This is a genomic window from Pseudovibrio sp. M1P-2-3 (assembly GCF_031501865.1).
GTDB lineage: Bacteria > Pseudomonadota > Alphaproteobacteria > Rhizobiales > Stappiaceae > Pseudovibrio > Pseudovibrio corallicola.
On sequence record NZ_JARRCW010000001.1, the window covers coordinates 4,324,959 to 4,342,869 of the forward strand.

Sequence of the window (17,911 nt, forward strand, 5' to 3'; positions counted from 1 at the left end):
CAAAGCCTGCCCTCACTTTTGCTTGTTTTAGAGTATCCGTCTTGGTCAAGCCGTTTTTGGTTGCCATTGCCGGTCCGCTTTTATGAGAGCGTTTGCCAGTTCGATTAGCTTACGCATGAGAGCTATTATGGCGATTTTGGGAGGCTTACCAGCCGCTCGCATCTGGTTGTATTTGGCTTTCAGGTCTGGATTATAACGGCTGGCAACAACGGCAGGCATGTAGAGTGCATCGCGTACCGGCTTGCGCCCTGCTTGAATAAAAGCAGCGCCCCGCCAGCGTCCTGACTGGCGGGTCATGGGGGCCAGCCCCGCCAGAGCAGCGGCCTGTTTACGGGATAATTGTCCAAGCTCTGGCATTTCAATCACCAGCGCCGCGACGGCGACCTGTCCCAGCCCGGGAATAGAGTGTAAAATCTTTGCTGCCCGCGCCCTTTGAGGGCTCTGCTCAATTTGCTTTTGAGTTTCGGCGTTAAGGGCCTCCAATTGCTTTCGCACGAGTTTCAGGCGTTGCTGTGTCTGTTTGCGAACCAGGTTCACCCGTTGTGTTTTCAACCGGTTCTCCAGTTGCGTGGCTTCTTTTACAAGAGCTTGACGTGCAACGCGTATCTCTTTGAGATGACATAGGCTTGCATCGACTGGCTTGTCTGGTTCCAACTGGAAATCCTGCCCCATTTGGGCCAGCAGGCGCGCATCAATCCGGTCCGTCTTCGCCCTCTTGCCTTTGGCCTGTGCAAACCGGCGTGCTTGCCATGGGTTAACTTTGCTCAGAGGATAGGAACCCGACAATGCCAACTCAAAAGCGCCGTGATAAGAACCTGTGGGTTCAAAAATAATTCGAGCGACAGGCAGGCCTTTCAGCCAGCTTTTTAACTGTCTGTACCCTGCAGCTGTATTGGTAAACTGCTTGCTCTGCTCATCCGGCAGGCAGTACACATCAAGATGGTCTTTCGAAATATCGACACCAATGGTAACCTCAGACATCTTCGCAAGTATCCTATGCTTGTCGTGCAGAGCTTTGGGCTGCTGCGTATCCGTTCAGGCCTGTTGCGAAGACGGTGGCCGATCATACTCTAAAACGGTCCCTTGTGACCTAGCGCGTCCCGATCCGACCACCGCCACTGCCCTCCCGACTCAATACGGTGGCCATTGGCCTATATTCGCAGAAGACACTAAAAAGCATAAGACAAGCGCGTTCCGTTTGATTGGGTTCAATCAAACGACAAGAATTCGCTCAATATAAATAAGTTAGAGTGCACAGCGTGAATGCAAATGAACGCGATATGCTCTAAGGGGGCAGACAACAAAAACAGGCAACTAACGCGCTTCCCTTTTAGGGAAAACAGTGTTTCGTGAAGCTCCTCCCCTCACACTGAAGGGAGGAGCAAACGCACTTCATAAAATCAGAACACTTCCTAGCGAAAGCTGAACATATCATAAACAGTCTGAATAGATATAATTCGCGAAACCAGTATGCGATTTCAAAAGTATGTAGCATAAGTGAGGAGTTACTTCTCTCAGAATGTGCGCTCTTACCTTCGAGAAGAATTTTGTCAGTCAGTAAAAGCGTGAAACGAAGAAGATATCCATTAATGATATTGCCAAGTTTTGGATGAAGTCCCTTTGAGACAATAAACGTACACACTGCTATACATGGTGTGTACGTTTACATATCTGATTTAACCCTTGGCTTACATATTCACTCATACGTAAATAAGCATGAACTTTACTGTAAACGGTAACCGCAGGCCTCTTTATATCACAAGGTCTATTCAGCAAATCTCTATAAGAGATGATTAGCTATCTGAGTTCTCAGAAGGCTCAAGAGCTGGAGCGACATCAATGGTTGGTAGCTCGGTGTCAGTAGAGCGCGATGCCCGCGGTGTCCTTGAGCGCGTTGTGCGAACGCCCCTAGGAGTTCTTGCGCGTGGAGTACGGCGCGGTGCACGTTCGGGCTTGTCTTCACCTTCTGGTGCTATTTCATCTTCTGAAACTACTGGAGGCGTCCTTCGGACACCACGTCCTCTTGTACCGCGAACGCGGCGGCGCTGGGTTTCTTCCTCGGTATCGGATGAACTTTCCGCAGCTGCCTCTGTTTCGCTCCCCTCAGTACTGGAAGAAGCGCCTTCTACCGGCTTTTCATCTTTTACAAGTCCTGGAGCCTGATCAATGAAGGGCTGTGGAGTATCAAGACCAATAACCACCTGCTCTGCCGCACCTGCCGCATCCAGACTAACAACGTTCTCAGAAGATTCTGAGTTATTCGCCTCGTTTTCATGACGATTGCCATGTGAGGACGATTGATGCAGTTCTTTTTGTTGTGGCTGGGCAGCTGCAATAATCCGGAGGTAGTGCTCTGCATGCTGGTTATAGTTTTCGGAGATTACCCGATCACCAGAAACCTGCGCATCGCGCGCTAGCTGCTGATACTTGTCAGCGATATGCTGGGCTGTACCACGGATTTTGACATCTGGTCCGTTAGACTCATACGTCCTTGTAAGCGGGTTGGGTCCTTTGCGGCTCCGACTGCGCATACGTTTGTTATTTTGATTATTTGGTCTCATTCTGCCGTTAACTTCCAAGAACGGCGATCAGCCGGGGCTGACCTTCCATTGGACAAAAGGATTCCCCCTGGAACTCCAATATGCCGTTTTCTCTGTAATTGTTGAATTAGCCACAATGGCCATTAAACGCGGATGGAAACACCCGCAATTCTTTAGTTTACAATATGTTAAACCGACAGTGAAAACTATAGACAGATGTCAATAGTCGCCAGTAATCGCGATAATCGGGAACCCCATACTCTTCAAGCATTTGGCGCTTGAAGAAGGATTAGTCAGGTGTAACTACGTATATTGACCACCCGCCCCATATTCAGCTACGCACTGCCATCGCGTGCCGGTGGTATGACCCTAGCCCCTTCCGCGAAGATTTCCAAGGCATTTTTTTCGATTCAAGCATTCCTTGGTGTTTCATGGATAAGCAACGGTAACAACTCTATCATTTCCTCCTAAGTCTTTTTGGCAAGATTCTAGAAAAGCTTGATATTTTTCAGTTAGTTGAAGAATGTCGTCAGCTTGATCATATCCAATTTCCATTACAAGCCGCCCTGTTGGTTTCAACAGCTTTTTACCAGATCCCATCAACTCACGATACGCATCAAGGCCATCGGCACCACCGTCAAGCGCCAGCATGGGATCATGCTCTCTCACTTCTCTGGAAAGCCCCTCAACAACAATACTACGAATATAAGGCGGATTACTGACTATGAAATCAAAGCCTTGCCCTAGCGGATCCACGAATGAGCTGCAGGTAATCAGTATCCGATCCCCTACGCCATTGAGCCGTGCATTCCTTAAGGCCGCTTCAGCAGCCTTCAACGACAGGTCAACAGCAACAGCTCTGGCGTTGGGCAATTCGCTGAGCAGAGCGACAACTATGGCTCCGGTCCCAGTTCCAATATCTGCAAATGTCCAAGGATAGTCGATACCCTTAGTACGCTCACAGTATTCAAGGGCAACTTCAATCAGCGTTTCCGTATCAGAGCGTGGCTCCAAAGTTGCTTCATTCAGCTGAAAGCGAAGCCCCCAGAACTCTCGCTCCCCCAAAATGCGGCCAACTGGCGTACCGGAGATCCGAGCCTCCGCATGACTTTTCACTATCCTCTCAGCTTGCTCCTGAACCGCCTTGTCATAATGTAATATCAAAGACTTAGGTTCAACATCAAGCGTGTGAGCAACCAAAATCCGCGCATCGAGGCCCGCATTCGGGAGACCTGCCTCATGCAGTGAGGAGCGTACCTCCCGATAAAGCTGTTCAACAGTTTTCCGCGTACCAGCCAAGGTTTACCTCAAAGACCTTCCGCAGCAAGAAGGTTAGCTTGATGGTCCATGATAAGAGCGTCTATCACTTCACTTGTTGCCTCACCTGCCATCATCTGATCCAGCTTATACAGCGTCAACCCGATCCGGTGGTCTGTTACACGCCCCTGAGGGAAGTTATAGGTGCGGATACGTTCAGAACGATCGCCTGACCCAACCTGCAAGCGGCGCGCTTCTGTGCGCTCACTGGCAGCGCGTTCCCGCTCAACCTCATAAATCTTGGCGCGAAGCAACTTCATGGCCCGGTCTTTGTTTTTATGCTGAGACCGTTCGTCTTGAACGGCAACCACAATCCCCGTCGGATTATGCACGATACGCACAGCAGAATCTGTTGTATTCACGTGCTGACCACCAGCCCCGGAAGCGCGGTATGTATCAATGCGCAGGTCTGCCGGGTTGATTTCAACATCCACTTCCTCAGCTTGAGGAAGAACAGCAACGGTTGCAGCGGATGTATGAATACGTCCTTGAGACTCTGTGTCCGGAACGCGCTGCACCCTGTGCACGCCGGATTCAAACTTCAGTTTAGCATAAACCTCTTGGCCAGTTACGGCGGCAGTGATTTCCTTAAAACCGCCCATATCCCCTTCACTGGTGGAAAGAACTTCTACCTTCCATCCCCTTGTATCAGCAAAGCGCTGATACATTCGGAACAGATCACCGGCAAACAGAGCTGCCTCATCCCCGCCAGTTCCCGCACGTACTTCCAGAATTACGTCGTGCGAATCCGCTTTATCACGTGGAAGAAGGCCAATGCGTACCTTTTGGGTCAGTTCTTCAACAGCGCTAGAGAGCTCGTCCCGTTCTGTCTGTGCAAGCTCTTTCATGTCCGCATCAAGGCTGCTGTCTTCGAGCATAGCTTGAGCATCCGCCAGTTCGCTCTCCGCTTTCTGCAGCTCACGAATAGCTTTCACGATCGGTTCCAGCTCGGAATAATCCCGCGACAACTGAATATAAACTTTCGGTTCGGGTCCCGATGCCATTTCATGTTCAATCTGGTCAAATCGCGAAAGCAGTGTATTTAGTTTTTCTTGCGCAAGCATTCGCGTTTCACTCCTTAACGACTTTGGCTGGAAAAGCTTTTGCAGGGCATAGCATTGCATGCCCCAAATACCAAGAGATTGGCTAGCTATACCGGAATATCATTTTCCGATGCAAATCTTGTTAGAATATCCAACAGATTATCGGGGGCTTGCCCCGGTTCCAGCAATGGCAAAAGCGTATCTTGGAGTTTAACTAAGTCCAGAGCACGCACCATGGTCTTCACCGGACCGACTGAGGATGGAGACATGGACAGGCTCCGATACCCGACGCCCAACAAAGCCATCGCGGCCATGGGTTGGCCTGCAAGCTCACCACACAAGGTTACTGGTACATCCATTACCGCACCTTTTTGGGCAATATCACGAAGGGCCCTAAGGAAACTTGGGCTTAAAGGGTCAAATCGATCCGCAACACGGGCATTTCCACGATCTGCCGCATTAAAGAACTGGTAGAGGTCGTTAGACCCAACAGAGACGAAGTCAACTTCTTTGAACAACTCTTCCAACTGCCAAAGCAGGCTTGGAACTTCTACCATAACCCCAAGCAGCAACTCTTTTGGAGCTTCATGGCCATGCTGGCTCAGGTGCCTAAGCTCCCGCTCAACATAGTCCTTTGCCCTGCGGAACTCCTCCACGTCGGCAACCATAGGGAACATGAGCTTGAAAGTTCTACCGGCCGCAGCATGTAGCATTGCCCTGATCTGCGTTCGTAAAAGGCCTGGACGATCCAAGCCAAACCGGATGGCTCGCCACCCCATGGCAGGATTTTCTTCTTGCGCCAAACGCATGTAGGGAAGAACTTTGTCTCCGCCAATATCCAGAGAACGGAACGTCACAGGCTTATCGCCAGCTGCATCCAGCACCTTCGTGTAAAAGGCTTCCTGTTCGCGCATACGCGGGAATGACGAGGCCACCATGAACTGCAATTCCGTACGAAAAAGCCCAACACCGGACGCACCAGCATCCACCAGGTTTGGCAGATCAACCAGCAATCCCGCATTCAGCTGAAGAAGAACATCCGTTCCATCCTTCGTTACAGACGGCTTGGACCTCAGCTGCCTATATTGCTCTTGCCGCCGCGCCCGGAATCGTACTTTTTCAGCAAACGCTTCCTCTACATCCGATGGAGGTCTTAAAAAGACGCGCCCACCTTCGCCGTCGATGATGATCGCATCGCCAGCTTCCGCGAGCGTACCAACATCCTCAACCTGTCCAACAGTGGGAATACCAAGCGCCCGCGCCACAATTGTCACATGGCTTGTTGGCCCGCACTCTTCCAAGGCAAGACCACGAATCCGGTCCCGATCATAATCAAGAAGTTCCGCTGCACCCATATTACGGGCAACGAGAATGGCATCTTGCGGCATGGAATCATCATCAGCACCGCTGCCCCTGCCCATGAGTTCACGGATCAGACGGTGAGCCAAGTCGTCCAAATCATGTAACCGCTCACGCAAATATGGATCTGTCTGCCGGAGCATTTTTGCCCGTGTATCACTTTGCACCTTCTCCACGGCAGCTTCTGCGGTCAGGCCATTACGGATGGCCTCTTCAATTTTGCGTACCCACCCACGGTCATAGGCGAACATACGATAAGCTTCCAGAACCTCACGGTGCTCACCATGCTGGGAGAATTCTCCATTTGAAAGCATGTTGTCCAAGGAAAGACGCAGGCGGTGAACGGCTTCGTCCAACCTCTCCTTTTCCGTGTCGGCATCTTCTGCAATCAGGTTTGTGATAACAACCCGCGGCTCATGCAGGACCACATGCCCCAGACCAATCCCTTCGGAAAGAGCCACACCTTTCAGGTGTAGCGGGCGCACTACATCAATTGTTGTTCCTTGCTGGGCCAAAGCTTCCAGCTCGCCAGCTGCCACCATTTCAGCAATAACCATCGCCGTAGTTTGTAAAGCCTCGACCTCATCCTCGAAATAAGTTCGGTGGGACATATTCTGGACAACAAGAACACCAAGCGTGCGCCCGGCCCGCAAAATGGGTACTCCGAGGAAGGAGTTAAAACTATCTTCACCAGTTTCAGGACGATAAACAAAAGAAGGGTGGGCTTGAGCATTGGGAAGGTTCAAAGGGCGGGCATCTGAGGCGATCTGGCCAACAAGGCCTTCCCCGACCCTTAAGGCAGTTTGGTGAACCGCATTCTTATTCAAGCCGACAGTTGCATATAGCTCCAGCACACCGTCTGCACGCAAAATGTACACAGAGCAAACCTCTGCAACTACGTTTGCCGCGATCAGTTGTACAATTGTATCAAGCCGTTCCTGCGCATTGCTCGGCTCTGCCATCACCTCTCGCAGGCGACGCAGAAGAACACGCGGTCCGGCCAAGCTGCTGCGCATGCCCTGCCCTACCTATTCTCATGGTAGTGTTGCACAAAATCTTCGTGCAACAATATTTGGCCTCGGCCTCTAGTGTATGCCGAGACGGGTTTCAATGTCGACTCGCCCGACGGTTATCCGTCCAGACCGTATAGCGAATGAAGCGTTCTAACTGCAAGTTCTGTATAGGCAGAGTCGATCAAAACGGAAATTTTTATTTCGGACGTTGTGATTGCCCGAATATTAATTCCCTTCTCGGCCATACCTCTAAAGCAGTCCGCTGCGACACCAGCATGGGATCGCATCCCCATGCCAATAACGGATACTTTCACAACATCCGTCGCCCCTTGAATATTTTCAAAACCGATTTCTTCGACATTTTCTTCAATCACCTTGCGTGCCCGGTCGTAGTCGGTTTCCGGCACGGTGAAAGTGATGTCCGTCATCTTTCCATCAGGTGAAATATTCTGAACGATCATATCCACATTGATGTTCGCGTCCGCCAAGGGGCCAAACACTCTACCGGCAACACCAGGTTTGTCTGCCACATTGCGGATTGAAATTTGAGCTTCGTCCTTCGAAAAGGCGATACCCGTTACGACTTGCTGTTCCAATATCTCGTCCTCGTCGCAAATAAGTGTACCCGGTGGGAGGCCCCCTTCGCCTACTTGCGAAGCATCAGGATCCTCAAAACTGGAGCGCACAAAGGTCCGCACACCATGCACCATAGCCATCTCAACAGATCGAACCTGAAGGACTTTGGCACCCAATGAGGCCATTTCCAGCATCTCTTCAAAGGCAACCTTTTCCAAGCGTTTGGCTTTGGTCACAATTCGCGGGTCTGTGGTGTAGACACCATCAACATCTGTATAGATATCACATCGGTCCGCATTGATCGCTGCTGCAATTGCAACGGCGCTGGTATCCGAGCCGCCACGGCCAAGGGTGGCTATGCGGTTATCCGGGGCAAGACCCTGAAAACCAGCGATAACGGCTACCTGTTTGCGCTCGAGGCGCTCGATAAGCGTTTTCCCTTCAATGCGCGCGATGCGGGCTGCACCGTGGGCTTCATTGGTATGGATGGGAATTTGCCACCCCTGCCATGAACGGGCATCCACGCCCATATCTTGCAGAACAATTGACAACAGGCCAGATGTCACCTGTTCTCCTGAGGCCACAACAGCATCGTACTCGCGTGCATCGTGCAGGGCCGCAGCATCCTTTGTATAACCGACTAGGCTGTTTGTGACGCCAGACATGGCTGAGACGACCACAGCAACCTCGTTGCCAGCATCAACTTCTCTTTTCACATGCCGCGCGACGTTGCGGATGCGATCCAGATCAGCGACGGAGGTGCCGCCGAATTTCATAACTAAACGGGCCATCGCTACCTTAATTCCTCCGAGGGCCAAGTGGCTCATACTTTAACTGCCACGTTACTCAGACCATTCCATACAGGCACGAAACCGGCACTGCAACCAGTGGCTTGACAAAAACCTTCTAAAGAACCACCAGTTACCTCAATTGAAGGAGACTTATGCAATGCATCAGGCAGATAAATCCGCATCCGGAACCCATGGCACTGTCGACGCCTCAGAGGTTGCCCGCTTTTCTGCGATAGCGGATGAATGGTGGGACCCAACTGGTAAATTCAAACCACTTCATAAATTCAATCCGGTACGAGTTTCCTACATTAAGGAATATGCATCCGCTCACTTTGAAAGAGACGAGAAATCTGCCCATGCTCTCAAAGGGCTACGTATATTGGATATCGGTTGCGGTGGCGGATTGCTAAGCGAACCCATAGCAAAAATGGGGGCAGATGTTATCGGAGCTGACCCTTCCACCACCAATATCAATGTAGCCAAAATTCATGCTGAGCAATCTGGTTTGAATATAGACTATCGCTGCGAGACTGCCGAGGAGCTGGCTGCCAATGGCGAAAAATTTGATATAGTTCTCAACATGGAAGTTGTTGAACACGTTGCAGATGTTCCTCTTTTCCTTGAAACAACTGCCTCGATGGTAAAGCCAGGTGGCCTTATGTTTGTCGCAACCATAAATCGCACACTAAAAGCTTACGCCCTTGCTATCATTGCAGCAGAGCACGTTTTACGTTGGCTGCCTGCGGGAACTCATTCCTATGATAAGCTTGTCCGTCCAGAGGAAATTAAAGGCCCACTTGAAACTGCCGGCCTTCAAATTTTCGAGGACTGCGGAGTGAGTTTCAACCCGCTTCTGGACCAGTGGTCCCGCTCTCGGGATCTGGACGTGAACTACATGGTCATTGCTCGTAGAGCAGGATAGACGAAAGCAAAAAATAAAAAACACCCCAGAAAGGAAACTATATGTCTACAAACAATGAGAGTATCGTTTTCATTCCCGGGCTCGCGCTCACCAAGGCAGTTTTTAAATCACAGTGCCAAGCGTTAAGCGCCTATTCAATTCTGATTGCAAATACCTGTGAAAAACCCTCTCTCAAAGGGATTGCGGAGCAACTGCTTGAAGAAGCTCCGCCACAATTTTCTCTTGTTGGTCACTCTATGGGGGGCTACGTGGCAATGGAAATCATGCGCCTCGCGCCTGAACGCGTCAAACGTCTGGCCCTTCTCAGCACCCATGCTCACACGAATACACCTGAACAGCTTGCCAGAAGAAAAAAAGAAATCCAATTGGCCCAGAGAGGGCGATTTGTTAAGCTGAATATTGCCAAGTACTCCAGCCTTGTCGCACCTCAAAACATCTCAAATGTCAAAATTAGAAAGGCAGCCCTCGAGATGGCCGAGGAAATTGGTCCTGATGTTTTTATAGCGCAACAAAATGCGCTGATTCGGCGGCCAGATCACAGAGGAATTTTACGTGATATTCGCTGCCCGACGCTGATTATTGTCGGAATTCAGGATCAGGTCGCACCCGTCTCTCTTGCCAATGAAATGCATAGTGCAATTGCCGGCAGTAAACTGGAACTCTTTGAAAATTGTGGGCATTTATCACCACTGGAGTGCCCTGAAGAAGTGAATGGCGCACTAATTCAATGGATGCAGGCTCCTATTGTAGTTTAAGGGAATCTCCGATTACTCTTGTAACCCCCTAAATTTTGGGGTTACTTCTTACTCATTACCATGTCAGTAACCTTGAGTTACCTGCGATATGGATCAAGTCTCAAGATCAACTGGCGAACAGTATCCGCAGGTTTTCAATGGGGTTTCCCGTTGCCTAAGCGATGCAGCACTTGGTTGGAGGACATATGATGTTTAATTGGGAAGACACAATTAAGGCCGCAAGCGAGAAATTTGCTGAAAATTATGCCACTGCCCCTTGGCAAAACTGGTTCTGGGCTCAGCAATTTGACCAATTGGAAAACAATACATTAACGCAAGCTGCCGACGTACAAAAAGAAGCGTTGCAACAACTTGGCACGGTGATGTCTAACAATCTGGTATTCTGCAACCGTCGCATGGATGCACAGCTGTCCCTTCTTACCAGCATTCTAAGCTTGCCGACTGGGCCAGAGCTAACACGATTGACCAGTGATTTCCTGCAGACTTGTCAGAGCGACTGGCGGGAACATGGCAACAATCAGTTTTCTCAGTTCTCAGCTCAGCTGTCTTCCGCTTTGGATAAAACACAAAAAGCCAACTCATATGCCTTGGAGGCGATAGAACAGCTTAAAGAGAGCGCAGAGGCCACACCTGAAGAAGCTGCGTCTACTGAAACCGCACCTGCTGCAGCTTCCCCAAAACGAAGGGCTCCTGTTAAGAAAGCAGCAACTTCACCTAAACGACCAGCACCTAAAAAACCAGCAGCCCGTTCTAGCACGAAACAGAAAGCTGCCGCAGCCAAGGACGTTGAACTTAAGAACGAAAAGAGCCCCACTGCAAAAGCTCCTAGCAAAACCGTACCGGCCACAGCCGAGGCTAAAAACTCCAACGGTGCGGCTGTTATGGTCGAGCCTGCGATTTTGCCGGAACAGCCTGCAAAGACCAAAAATTTGGAAGTCTAAGTCCTGTATTTTGAGTGATTTTTTATTACTCAGGTGAGACCAATTGAACGGAACGTCCACTAGAGCATGGGTCACGAGCTTATTCTCAGGGGCATGCTCTATGGGCTATTACGCATCAGTATGTGTGGAATATGAACTTGATTAGTTGTGGTCTTCCGGCAGTGCTGGCAACGGGACCACATCAATTCCCTCTTCAATCAAGTCTTTCGCATCATCTACGGATGAGCTCCCATGAATATTGCGCTTTTCAGATTCTCCATAGTGCATCTTTCGCGCTTCCTCGGCAAAGTTTTTACCCACATCTTCAGAGTTTCGCGTTGCCTGCTTTCGAAACTCCCGAAGCGCTTCCACCATTTCGTGAGCCTTTTCTTTTACCTCATTCGAAATTTTGGGCTGGTGAACCGCCTGAGTTACAACCTCTTGTCCCGAGGCGGGCGAGGCAGGTGCCGGAGAGGGGGGCTTCACCGCATCCACGGCTGCTTTTTCAGCTTGAGTTCTCAGCTGTTGCTCTTTTTGCGCTTTTGTCTTGGTACGCGATGTAGAAACATTGGGTGCCATGAGCCGCTTGGTGACGACTGAGCTGTCACAAACAGGACACGTAACCAGCTCCATGGCCAGCTGCCTATCAAAATCAGATGAATTGCGGAACCAGCCGTCAAATTCATGTCCATTGTCACAGCACAAAGAGTAATTGATCAAGTCTGAATCTCCTCTGCGCCAAGCGCAGAAACCTCCTGAATGACAAAAGCTTTTTCATTAGCTAGCGCTGGAATTCTCTTCCGCGCCCCTGCCACATTTTTCAAATCAATTTCCGCAAAAAGCACATCTGGCTTTCTGTGGTCAAGCTCTGCGACAACTTTGCCCCAAGGATCAACAACCATACTGTGACCAAAAGTGCTGCGGCCATCTTCATGATCTCCACCTTGAGCTGCGCTTATCATATATGCGCCATTTTCTATGGCTCTTGCCCGCTGCAATACATGCCAGTGAGCTTCTCCTGTCTGCCTCGTGAAAGCGGAGGGAGCTGTTAGAATTTGAGCGCCGGCTTTGGCTTGTTCGCGAAAGATCGCTGGCTGACGCAAATCATAACAAATCGCCATGCCGATTGATGCCACTGCTGTATGAATAACGGAAACTCGGGAGCCGCTTTCATATGTCGACGATTCGCACCATGTCTCGCCATTTGGCAAGTTAACATCGAACATATGGACCTTATCATAGCGTTGAATAATTTCTCCCTTGGGCGAAATAAAAAAGCCACGATTGACCAGTTTATCGTCACGGACTTTAATTGCCAAAGACCCAAGGTGCAGCCACACGCCCAGCTCAGCAGCAAGCGGTAGAAGCCTTTTAAGAAAAAGGTCACTTTCCTCCCTTGAACTTTTGGTTAACTGGGAGCGACGATCTTTCTCTAGAAGGTTGGTCATCTCCGGAGTTTGTATATAGCGTGCGCCACCACCAGCAGCCATGCGTACCAAAGTTTCGCAGACCTCAAGGTTTTCCGAAACGGAACGACCTGTCCTCATTTGTACACACGCTGCCAGAAATTTTTCCATGGTTCAAACGCTCTTGCTGTTTTCCTTAGCCTTTATCCAGCAAGAAGAACATCGAGTCCACCGCGACGTTCTAGTGCCATCAAGTCGTCACAGCCACCTATATGTTCTGAATCAATAAAGATCTGAGGAAATGTTGACTTTCCATTTGCCTTTTTAATCATGGCCTCACGGTGGCTCGGATCATCACTCGCATTGTATTCGGCGTATTCTACTTCTTTATTATCAAGAAGTCGTTTTGCACGAGTGCAGTAACCACACAGGTCACGAGTGTAGATAACAACTTTTTCCATTGTTTTTCCTATTAGTTTTAGCTGAAGCATCCATTCTTGTTGCTTCAGGACAGCAATTTTCAGCGTTGCTTATATGGTCAGTTGCTCCCATTAAACAAGTGGCCGAAGCTTATGTCGTTATACGCACAGCCCACTCGTTGCGCTCTTCAGCTACTTCATCTGGTTCGACAGCAGCAAAAACCAATGTATCAACACGCTTGGCACCGGCTGCTTTGAGCGCCAAGTTGCAAGCATCTAAAGTGGCCCCTGTGGTCAAGACATCATCAATGAGCACAATAGAACGCCCAGCAAGGGTAAACTGGGCATCAGGACTGACCTCAAAAGCACCCTGTACATTTTCAATACGCTCCCTGCGAGATAGCCCCACCTGATGACGGGTCGACTGCTTACGCACCAAGGCATCCATGCTAAAATCTAGCCCCGATAGTTTTCCCAACTCGCGGGCCAGAAGCGCTGATTGATTAAAACTTCGACGCCATAGACGAAAAGAATGTAAGGGTACGGGCACAAGCAGTTTATCTTCGTTTAATTTCTGCCGACCCGCTTGATACATCATCGCCGCCATCTGGCCTGAAAGACGGGGCATACAGTTGTATTTGAATTGATGCACAAGCGACATGGCAGGTCCTTCATAAAAAACTACAGCTCTGGTTTCTTCTAGGGCTTCATCTTCACAGGAGGAAGGTGTGCCATTTCTCAAAGGCCCTGAATAAAACCGTAACTTCCCCCAGCACCTTGCGCACAATGCCTGCCTACCTTGCACACACAGGTTACATGACGGACAGTTTGGAGGGGTGATAAAGTCCAAAAGACCTTTGGAAAGAAGGATGAGAGTCTCTAAAAGGCTGCTTGCTTGTAACCTCTCTCGTTTGTTCACCCTTGCCTCATCATTCATTGTTCCTTTAAAAGCACTCTACCAAGTCAGATTGGCAAGTTCTTCCCGTGATCCTCACGGGAAACAAAAAAGCAACAGCAAAGACAAAACATATCGGGCAGCCCCATGGATGATCATAGACTTTTCGATAAACCCCTTCTTGCCCAGCGCCGCAGGACAATACTGCAAAAAAATATCGACGGGGCAGATTTTCTTTTAAAAGCTACCATTCAGGACTTTGCTGAACGGCTTCAGTTCGTTTCCCGACAATTTGAAATTGGTATTGATTTGGGCGCGCACAGTGCTGATGTGACCCAGACTCTGCGTGAGAGCGGCAAGGTTCAAACTGTCCTCAGAGCTGACTTATTCGACCCGCTCCCCAATGCGTCCGCACCACATATGGTGGTTGATGACCAGTCCCCTCCCCTTGCACCTGAAAGCGTTGATCTGATTGTATCCTTGCTGAACTTGCAAGTCGTTGACGACTTACCCGGCACACTCGCACAGATACGAAGATGCCTGCGGCCGGATGGCCTGTTCCTTGCCACGGTTTTTGGAAGCGGGACACTGGCAGAGCTTAGAGATAGCCTGCTCCATGCGGAAATGGAGCTTTCTGGCGGCATCTCCCCGCGTGTGATCCCATTCGCGGAAACGCGAGACTTGGGCAGCCTGTTACAAAGGGCGGGTTTTACACTGCCCGTAACAGATGTGGACCGAGTAACAGTACGCTATAACACCATGTTCGACCTGATGAAGGACCTGCGGGAAATGGGAGCGGCCAACCCTTTACTCGCAAGACAAAAGCACTTCACAAGCAAGCAACTTTTCATGAAGGCCGCACAGTATTACGCACAAAACTATTCTGATCCTGATGGCCGGATCAGAGCAACTTTCACTTTCACATCACTTTCAGGCTGGGCTCCCCATGAAAGCCAGCAAAAGCCTTTAAAGCCTGGATCTGCTAAAGTGAATCTTGCAGATGCGCTTGGAGCAAAAGAGATTAAGATTTAATATTCCCCAAAGGGGGGCGATTTTCGGATAAAACGCCCCTTAGACACTGACCTGGAGCGTGATTGAAAATCGGTTCAGTTCAAAGCGCGCTAGGAGACCTCTAAAAGGATTGGAGCTACAGGCAGGTTATTAAAGTCCTGCAAGTGGCGGGATGATCCAATCGCGGCCAAACTTGCCAAAATTGCCGCTGACAGCATTCCGGCAATCATGACATACTCGACGATAACTGTATGGTTCGTTTCTTTGTCGGCATGCGGTACAGCAAACCCCGCCCGATCAATTTCGCAGCCCTTCCCTAGAAAAAACATCCATACTCCCTTTTTATTCATTACAGCTCACATCTACATCAACAACAAGTCTATGAGATGCGGAATGAGAGGTTCATCAGCTTCAGGCATTTTGTAGGTACGCAACTTGTTTGCACGAACCCAAGCCAGATTTTGCCCCTCGGCCCCTTTTGGCGTTCCCGACCACCGCCTGCACACATATAATGGCATGAGTAGATAAAAATCTTCGTAAACATGACTCGCAAATGTTAGGGGTGCCAAACACTCTTTTTTAACCGTAATGGCAAGTTCTTCATGCAACTCGCGAATTAGGGTATCTTCCAGAGTTTCGCCGCTCTCCTGCTTTCCTCCAGGAAACTCCCAGAGTCCCGCCAGACTTTTTCCTTCCGGACGCTGGGAAAGCAAAATTCTACCATCAGCATCAATGAGGGAACATGCGGCAACAATGAGTGTTTTCATTGGACGACCTATCTCTGTTTGGGGCAACTTTTAACTTTCTTTTGAATGAGGCGAGCCGCAAATCAACGGGGCGAACAGTAGTGGTAGCGATAGGCTTCCTTGTAACCAAGGTTAGCGTAAAGCTTCCGTCCTGCCGCATTTGCTTTAACCACCTGTAGCCATGCGAACTGAGCACCTTTTGATGCCCCTGCTTCATGAGCTTTCAACACCAAAGCATGAGCCAAGCCAGACCTTCTATGGTCCGGATGCGTTGCCACATTCATAACTCCTAGCTGGTCCTTATCCAGAACCGCACTTACCACGGCAAGGGGGATATTGTCCGCAGAGACGGCAACAAGACTAATGCTTGGCGCAATAACCGAGCACATAACGGACTTAAGACTGCTCAAAGCCTCTGGAGCAATGAAATCATCCCGCGTTCCACCAACCTGCCGATAGCAATCTACCCATTGGTCAAAAGAAACTTCCTTAATCTGCAAGCCGGAGGGAATTTCAGTTTCACCAAGGGACCAAATAGCCCGCCTGAGTACCAACGTCTCGGAATATCGCGTGTAATGGCGCTGGTCCATTTCACTATCAACATCATCCGGCGTTAAGGGGGTCCACCTGACATTAAAGGGCACATTCAGCCGTTTAAATGTGTGCTGCGCGTAGTCCAGCCGCCCTCCCACATTTTCATTATCACTTTTATCGAAAAAGTTGAGCGAATTAATACGTTTTGAAGGATTGGAAGACGAAATCCGCATCAACCACCCCCCATCAAAATCGGTCTTCGATGATGGAAAACAGTTCAGGTTCGACTGCTCCATACGCAACACTTCATCAAGACTGCATTCAGGCGCAACCGGACCACAGCCATTAAGATCTATAATCGCCATTGATCGCCACATATTCTTTTGTCAAATCACAAGTCCAAACAGATGCGCAGCCATCTCCCAGTCCCAGATCCACGGTCAATAGAATTTCGTCGTTCTTCATGACTTGTGAAGCGGCATCTTCACTGTAATCATCGTCCCGCTCTCCATCTACGGCCACACGGATATCTCCGAACCAGATGGCAAGGCGGTCTCTGTCGGCAGGCTCTCCAGCTTTACCCACGGCCATAACTACGCGGCCCCAGTTCGCATCTTCACCCGCAACCGCTGTTTTCACGAGAGGCGAATTGGCAATAGAAAGTGCAACCTTCTTGGCAGACTCGTTTGAAACCGCCCCTTTCACGTGTACTTCCACAAACTTGGTTGCACCTTCCCCATCCTTGACAATCTGGTGGGACAAGTCCTTCATCATTTCAAACAGTGCCGCCTTGAAATCCTGAAGACGTGGGTCATTTTCGCTCTTCACAGGTTCGTTGCCTGCGGCGCCTGTCGCCGCCAGCAGGACACTATCTGACGTGGAGGTATCACTGTCCACCGTAATGGCATTAAACGAGCCACCAACGCTTTGAGAGAGCAAGGATTGTAAGATAGGAGCGGGTATGGCCGCATCTGTAAACAAGAAACCCAGCATGGTAGCCATATCCGGGGCGATCATACCCGCACCCTTGGCGATGCCGTTGAGAGTGACGGTTGTGTCTCCCAGTTTGACATTCTTTGTTGCAAGTTTTGGATAGGTGTCTGTTGTCATGATGGCTTTTGCCGCAGACATCCAGCTCTTTCCCTCAGCGCGCTCTATGAGCTGATCCATCACGGCTACAAAACGCTCTGCAGGCAGCGGCTCACCAATTACGCCAGTGGACGCCAGATAGATCTCTTTATGGTCAATGCCGGTAGCGTTGCCCAGAATATTTGCAGTGAGTTCAACGGCTGCCCTGCCCTTTTTGCCCGTAAACGCATTGGCATTACCGGAGTTAATCAAAATTGCGCGCACTGTACCCTGAGGCAAGTTTTCCTTGCACCAATCAACTGGAGCACTCGGACACTTGGACTGTGTGAAAACGCCTGCAATGTGGGCTGGCCCATCCAGAAGCATCAACAGGACATCTTCTCGCCCTTGATACTTTACCCCAGCTTCTGCCGTTGCAAATCGCAGTCCCTTGATCTCTGGCAGTTCAGGATAAGACTTTGGAGCTAGGGGTGAAATTGCAGCACTCATGAAAACCCTCCAGAAAGACCGACAAAAAATAAAGGCTTCATCAGGCGTTAGCCAAATGAAGCCCCTATGACAAGTCTTTATTTAAA

General features: G+C 49.9%; 18 protein-coding genes and 1 pseudogene. 4 read left to right on the plus strand and 15 right to left on the minus strand.

The window, feature by feature from the left end; genetic code table 11:
* Positions 1-45 precede the first annotated feature (45 nt).
* The 6 genes from P6574_RS19055 to P6574_RS19080 form a co-directional block, all read right to left on the minus strand.
* Positions 46-981, minus strand: a complete 936-nt coding sequence (locus P6574_RS19055; protein WP_310618894.1) for an IS110 family RNA-guided transposase — start codon at positions 979-981, stop codon at positions 46-48.
* Positions 982-1,793: 812 nt separating this feature from the next.
* On the minus strand, positions 1,794-2,531 hold the full coding sequence (locus P6574_RS19060) for a DUF4167 domain-containing protein (RefSeq protein WP_405048120.1): 738 nt from the start codon (positions 2,529-2,531) through the stop codon (positions 1,794-1,796).
* A 438-nt stretch (positions 2,532-2,969) separates the two neighbouring features.
* A complete protein-coding gene (gene prmC / locus P6574_RS19065; protein ID WP_310621799.1) occupies positions 2,970-3,839 on the minus strand; it encodes a peptide chain release factor N(5)-glutamine methyltransferase in 870 nt (289 codons plus the stop codon).
* An 8-nt stretch (positions 3,840-3,847) separates the two neighbouring features.
* Entirely contained in the window at positions 3,848-4,921 is a 1,074-nt protein-coding gene (gene prfA / locus P6574_RS19070) for a peptide chain release factor 1 (RefSeq protein WP_310621800.1), read from the minus strand.
* Between the two features lie 86 nt (positions 4,922-5,007).
* Positions 5,008-7,275, minus strand: coding sequence for a phosphoenolpyruvate--protein phosphotransferase (ptsP, locus tag P6574_RS19075; RefSeq protein WP_310621801.1), 2,268 nt, complete (start codon positions 7,273-7,275; stop codon positions 5,008-5,010).
* Positions 7,276-7,388: 113 nt separating this feature from the next.
* A complete protein-coding gene (locus P6574_RS19080; RefSeq protein ID WP_310621802.1) occupies positions 7,389-8,639 on the minus strand; it encodes an aspartate kinase in 1,251 nt (416 codons plus the stop codon).
* 157 nt (positions 8,640-8,796) lie between these two features.
* Between P6574_RS19080 and ubiG the strand changes: the two genes are divergently transcribed.
* From ubiG to P6574_RS19095, 3 genes are all read left to right on the plus strand, one after another.
* The gene (ubiG, locus tag P6574_RS19085; protein WP_310621803.1) at positions 8,797-9,561 is read left to right on the plus strand and encodes a bifunctional 2-polyprenyl-6-hydroxyphenol methylase/3-demethylubiquinol 3-O-methyltransferase UbiG; all 765 of its coding nucleotides are present in this window, start codon (positions 8,797-8,799) and stop codon (positions 9,559-9,561) included.
* A 41-nt stretch (positions 9,562-9,602) separates the two neighbouring features.
* Complete coding sequence (locus tag P6574_RS19090) at positions 9,603-10,316, plus strand: alpha/beta fold hydrolase (RefSeq protein ID WP_310621804.1); 714 nt, start codon at positions 9,603-9,605, stop codon at positions 10,314-10,316.
* 185 nt (positions 10,317-10,501) lie between these two features.
* A complete protein-coding gene (locus P6574_RS19095; RefSeq protein ID WP_310621805.1) occupies positions 10,502-11,257 on the plus strand; it encodes a hypothetical protein in 756 nt (251 codons plus the stop codon).
* 141 nt (positions 11,258-11,398) lie between these two features.
* On the opposite strand, the gene P6574_RS19100 is transcribed toward P6574_RS19095, so the two are convergent.
* The 5 genes and pseudogenes from P6574_RS19100 to P6574_RS22180 form a co-directional block, all read right to left on the minus strand.
* Complete coding sequence (locus P6574_RS19100; protein WP_310621806.1) at positions 11,399-11,956, minus strand: DUF1178 family protein; 558 nt, start codon at positions 11,954-11,956, stop codon at positions 11,399-11,401.
* Entirely contained in the window at positions 11,953-12,813 is an 861-nt protein-coding gene (locus P6574_RS19105) for a carbon-nitrogen hydrolase family protein (protein WP_310621807.1), read from the minus strand. The genes P6574_RS19100 and P6574_RS19105 overlap by 4 nt, the downstream gene beginning before the upstream one ends.
* 32 nt (positions 12,814-12,845) lie before the next feature.
* Positions 12,846-13,103 (minus strand): glutaredoxin 3, encoded by a 258-nt coding sequence (grxC, locus tag P6574_RS19110; protein WP_310621808.1) that lies wholly within the window; start codon positions 13,101-13,103, stop codon positions 12,846-12,848.
* Between the two features lie 109 nt (positions 13,104-13,212).
* Complete coding sequence (locus P6574_RS19115) at positions 13,213-13,689, minus strand: ComF family protein (RefSeq protein WP_310621809.1); 477 nt, start codon at positions 13,687-13,689, stop codon at positions 13,213-13,215.
* A gap of 123 nt (positions 13,690-13,812) precedes the next feature.
* Positions 13,813-13,998: pseudogene (locus P6574_RS22180) on the minus strand (double zinc ribbon domain-containing protein); the annotation flags it as partial.
* 105 nt (positions 13,999-14,103) lie between these two features.
* Between P6574_RS22180 and P6574_RS19120 the strand changes: the two are divergent.
* The gene (locus P6574_RS19120; RefSeq protein WP_310621810.1) at positions 14,104-14,988 is read left to right on the plus strand and encodes a class I SAM-dependent methyltransferase; all 885 of its coding nucleotides are present in this window, start codon (positions 14,104-14,106) and stop codon (positions 14,986-14,988) included.
* An 89-nt stretch (positions 14,989-15,077) separates the two neighbouring features.
* Here the strand turns inward: P6574_RS19120 and P6574_RS19125 are convergent, their stop codons facing one another.
* From P6574_RS19125 to argJ, 4 genes are all read right to left on the minus strand, one after another.
* The gene (locus tag P6574_RS19125) at positions 15,078-15,296 is read right to left on the minus strand and encodes a hypothetical protein (RefSeq protein ID WP_310621811.1); all 219 of its coding nucleotides are present in this window, start codon (positions 15,294-15,296) and stop codon (positions 15,078-15,080) included.
* Between the two features lie 33 nt (positions 15,297-15,329).
* Complete coding sequence (locus P6574_RS19130) at positions 15,330-15,734, minus strand: (deoxy)nucleoside triphosphate pyrophosphohydrolase (RefSeq protein ID WP_310621812.1); 405 nt, start codon at positions 15,732-15,734, stop codon at positions 15,330-15,332.
* A 62-nt stretch (positions 15,735-15,796) separates the two neighbouring features.
* Entirely contained in the window at positions 15,797-16,612 is an 816-nt protein-coding gene (locus P6574_RS19135) for a GNAT family N-acetyltransferase (RefSeq protein WP_310621813.1), read from the minus strand.
* The gene (gene argJ, locus P6574_RS19140) at positions 16,593-17,825 is read right to left on the minus strand and encodes a bifunctional glutamate N-acetyltransferase/amino-acid acetyltransferase ArgJ (RefSeq protein ID WP_310621814.1); all 1,233 of its coding nucleotides are present in this window, start codon (positions 17,823-17,825) and stop codon (positions 16,593-16,595) included. Before argJ ends, P6574_RS19135 begins: the two co-directional genes overlap by 20 nt.
* Positions 17,826-17,911 lie beyond the last annotated feature (86 nt).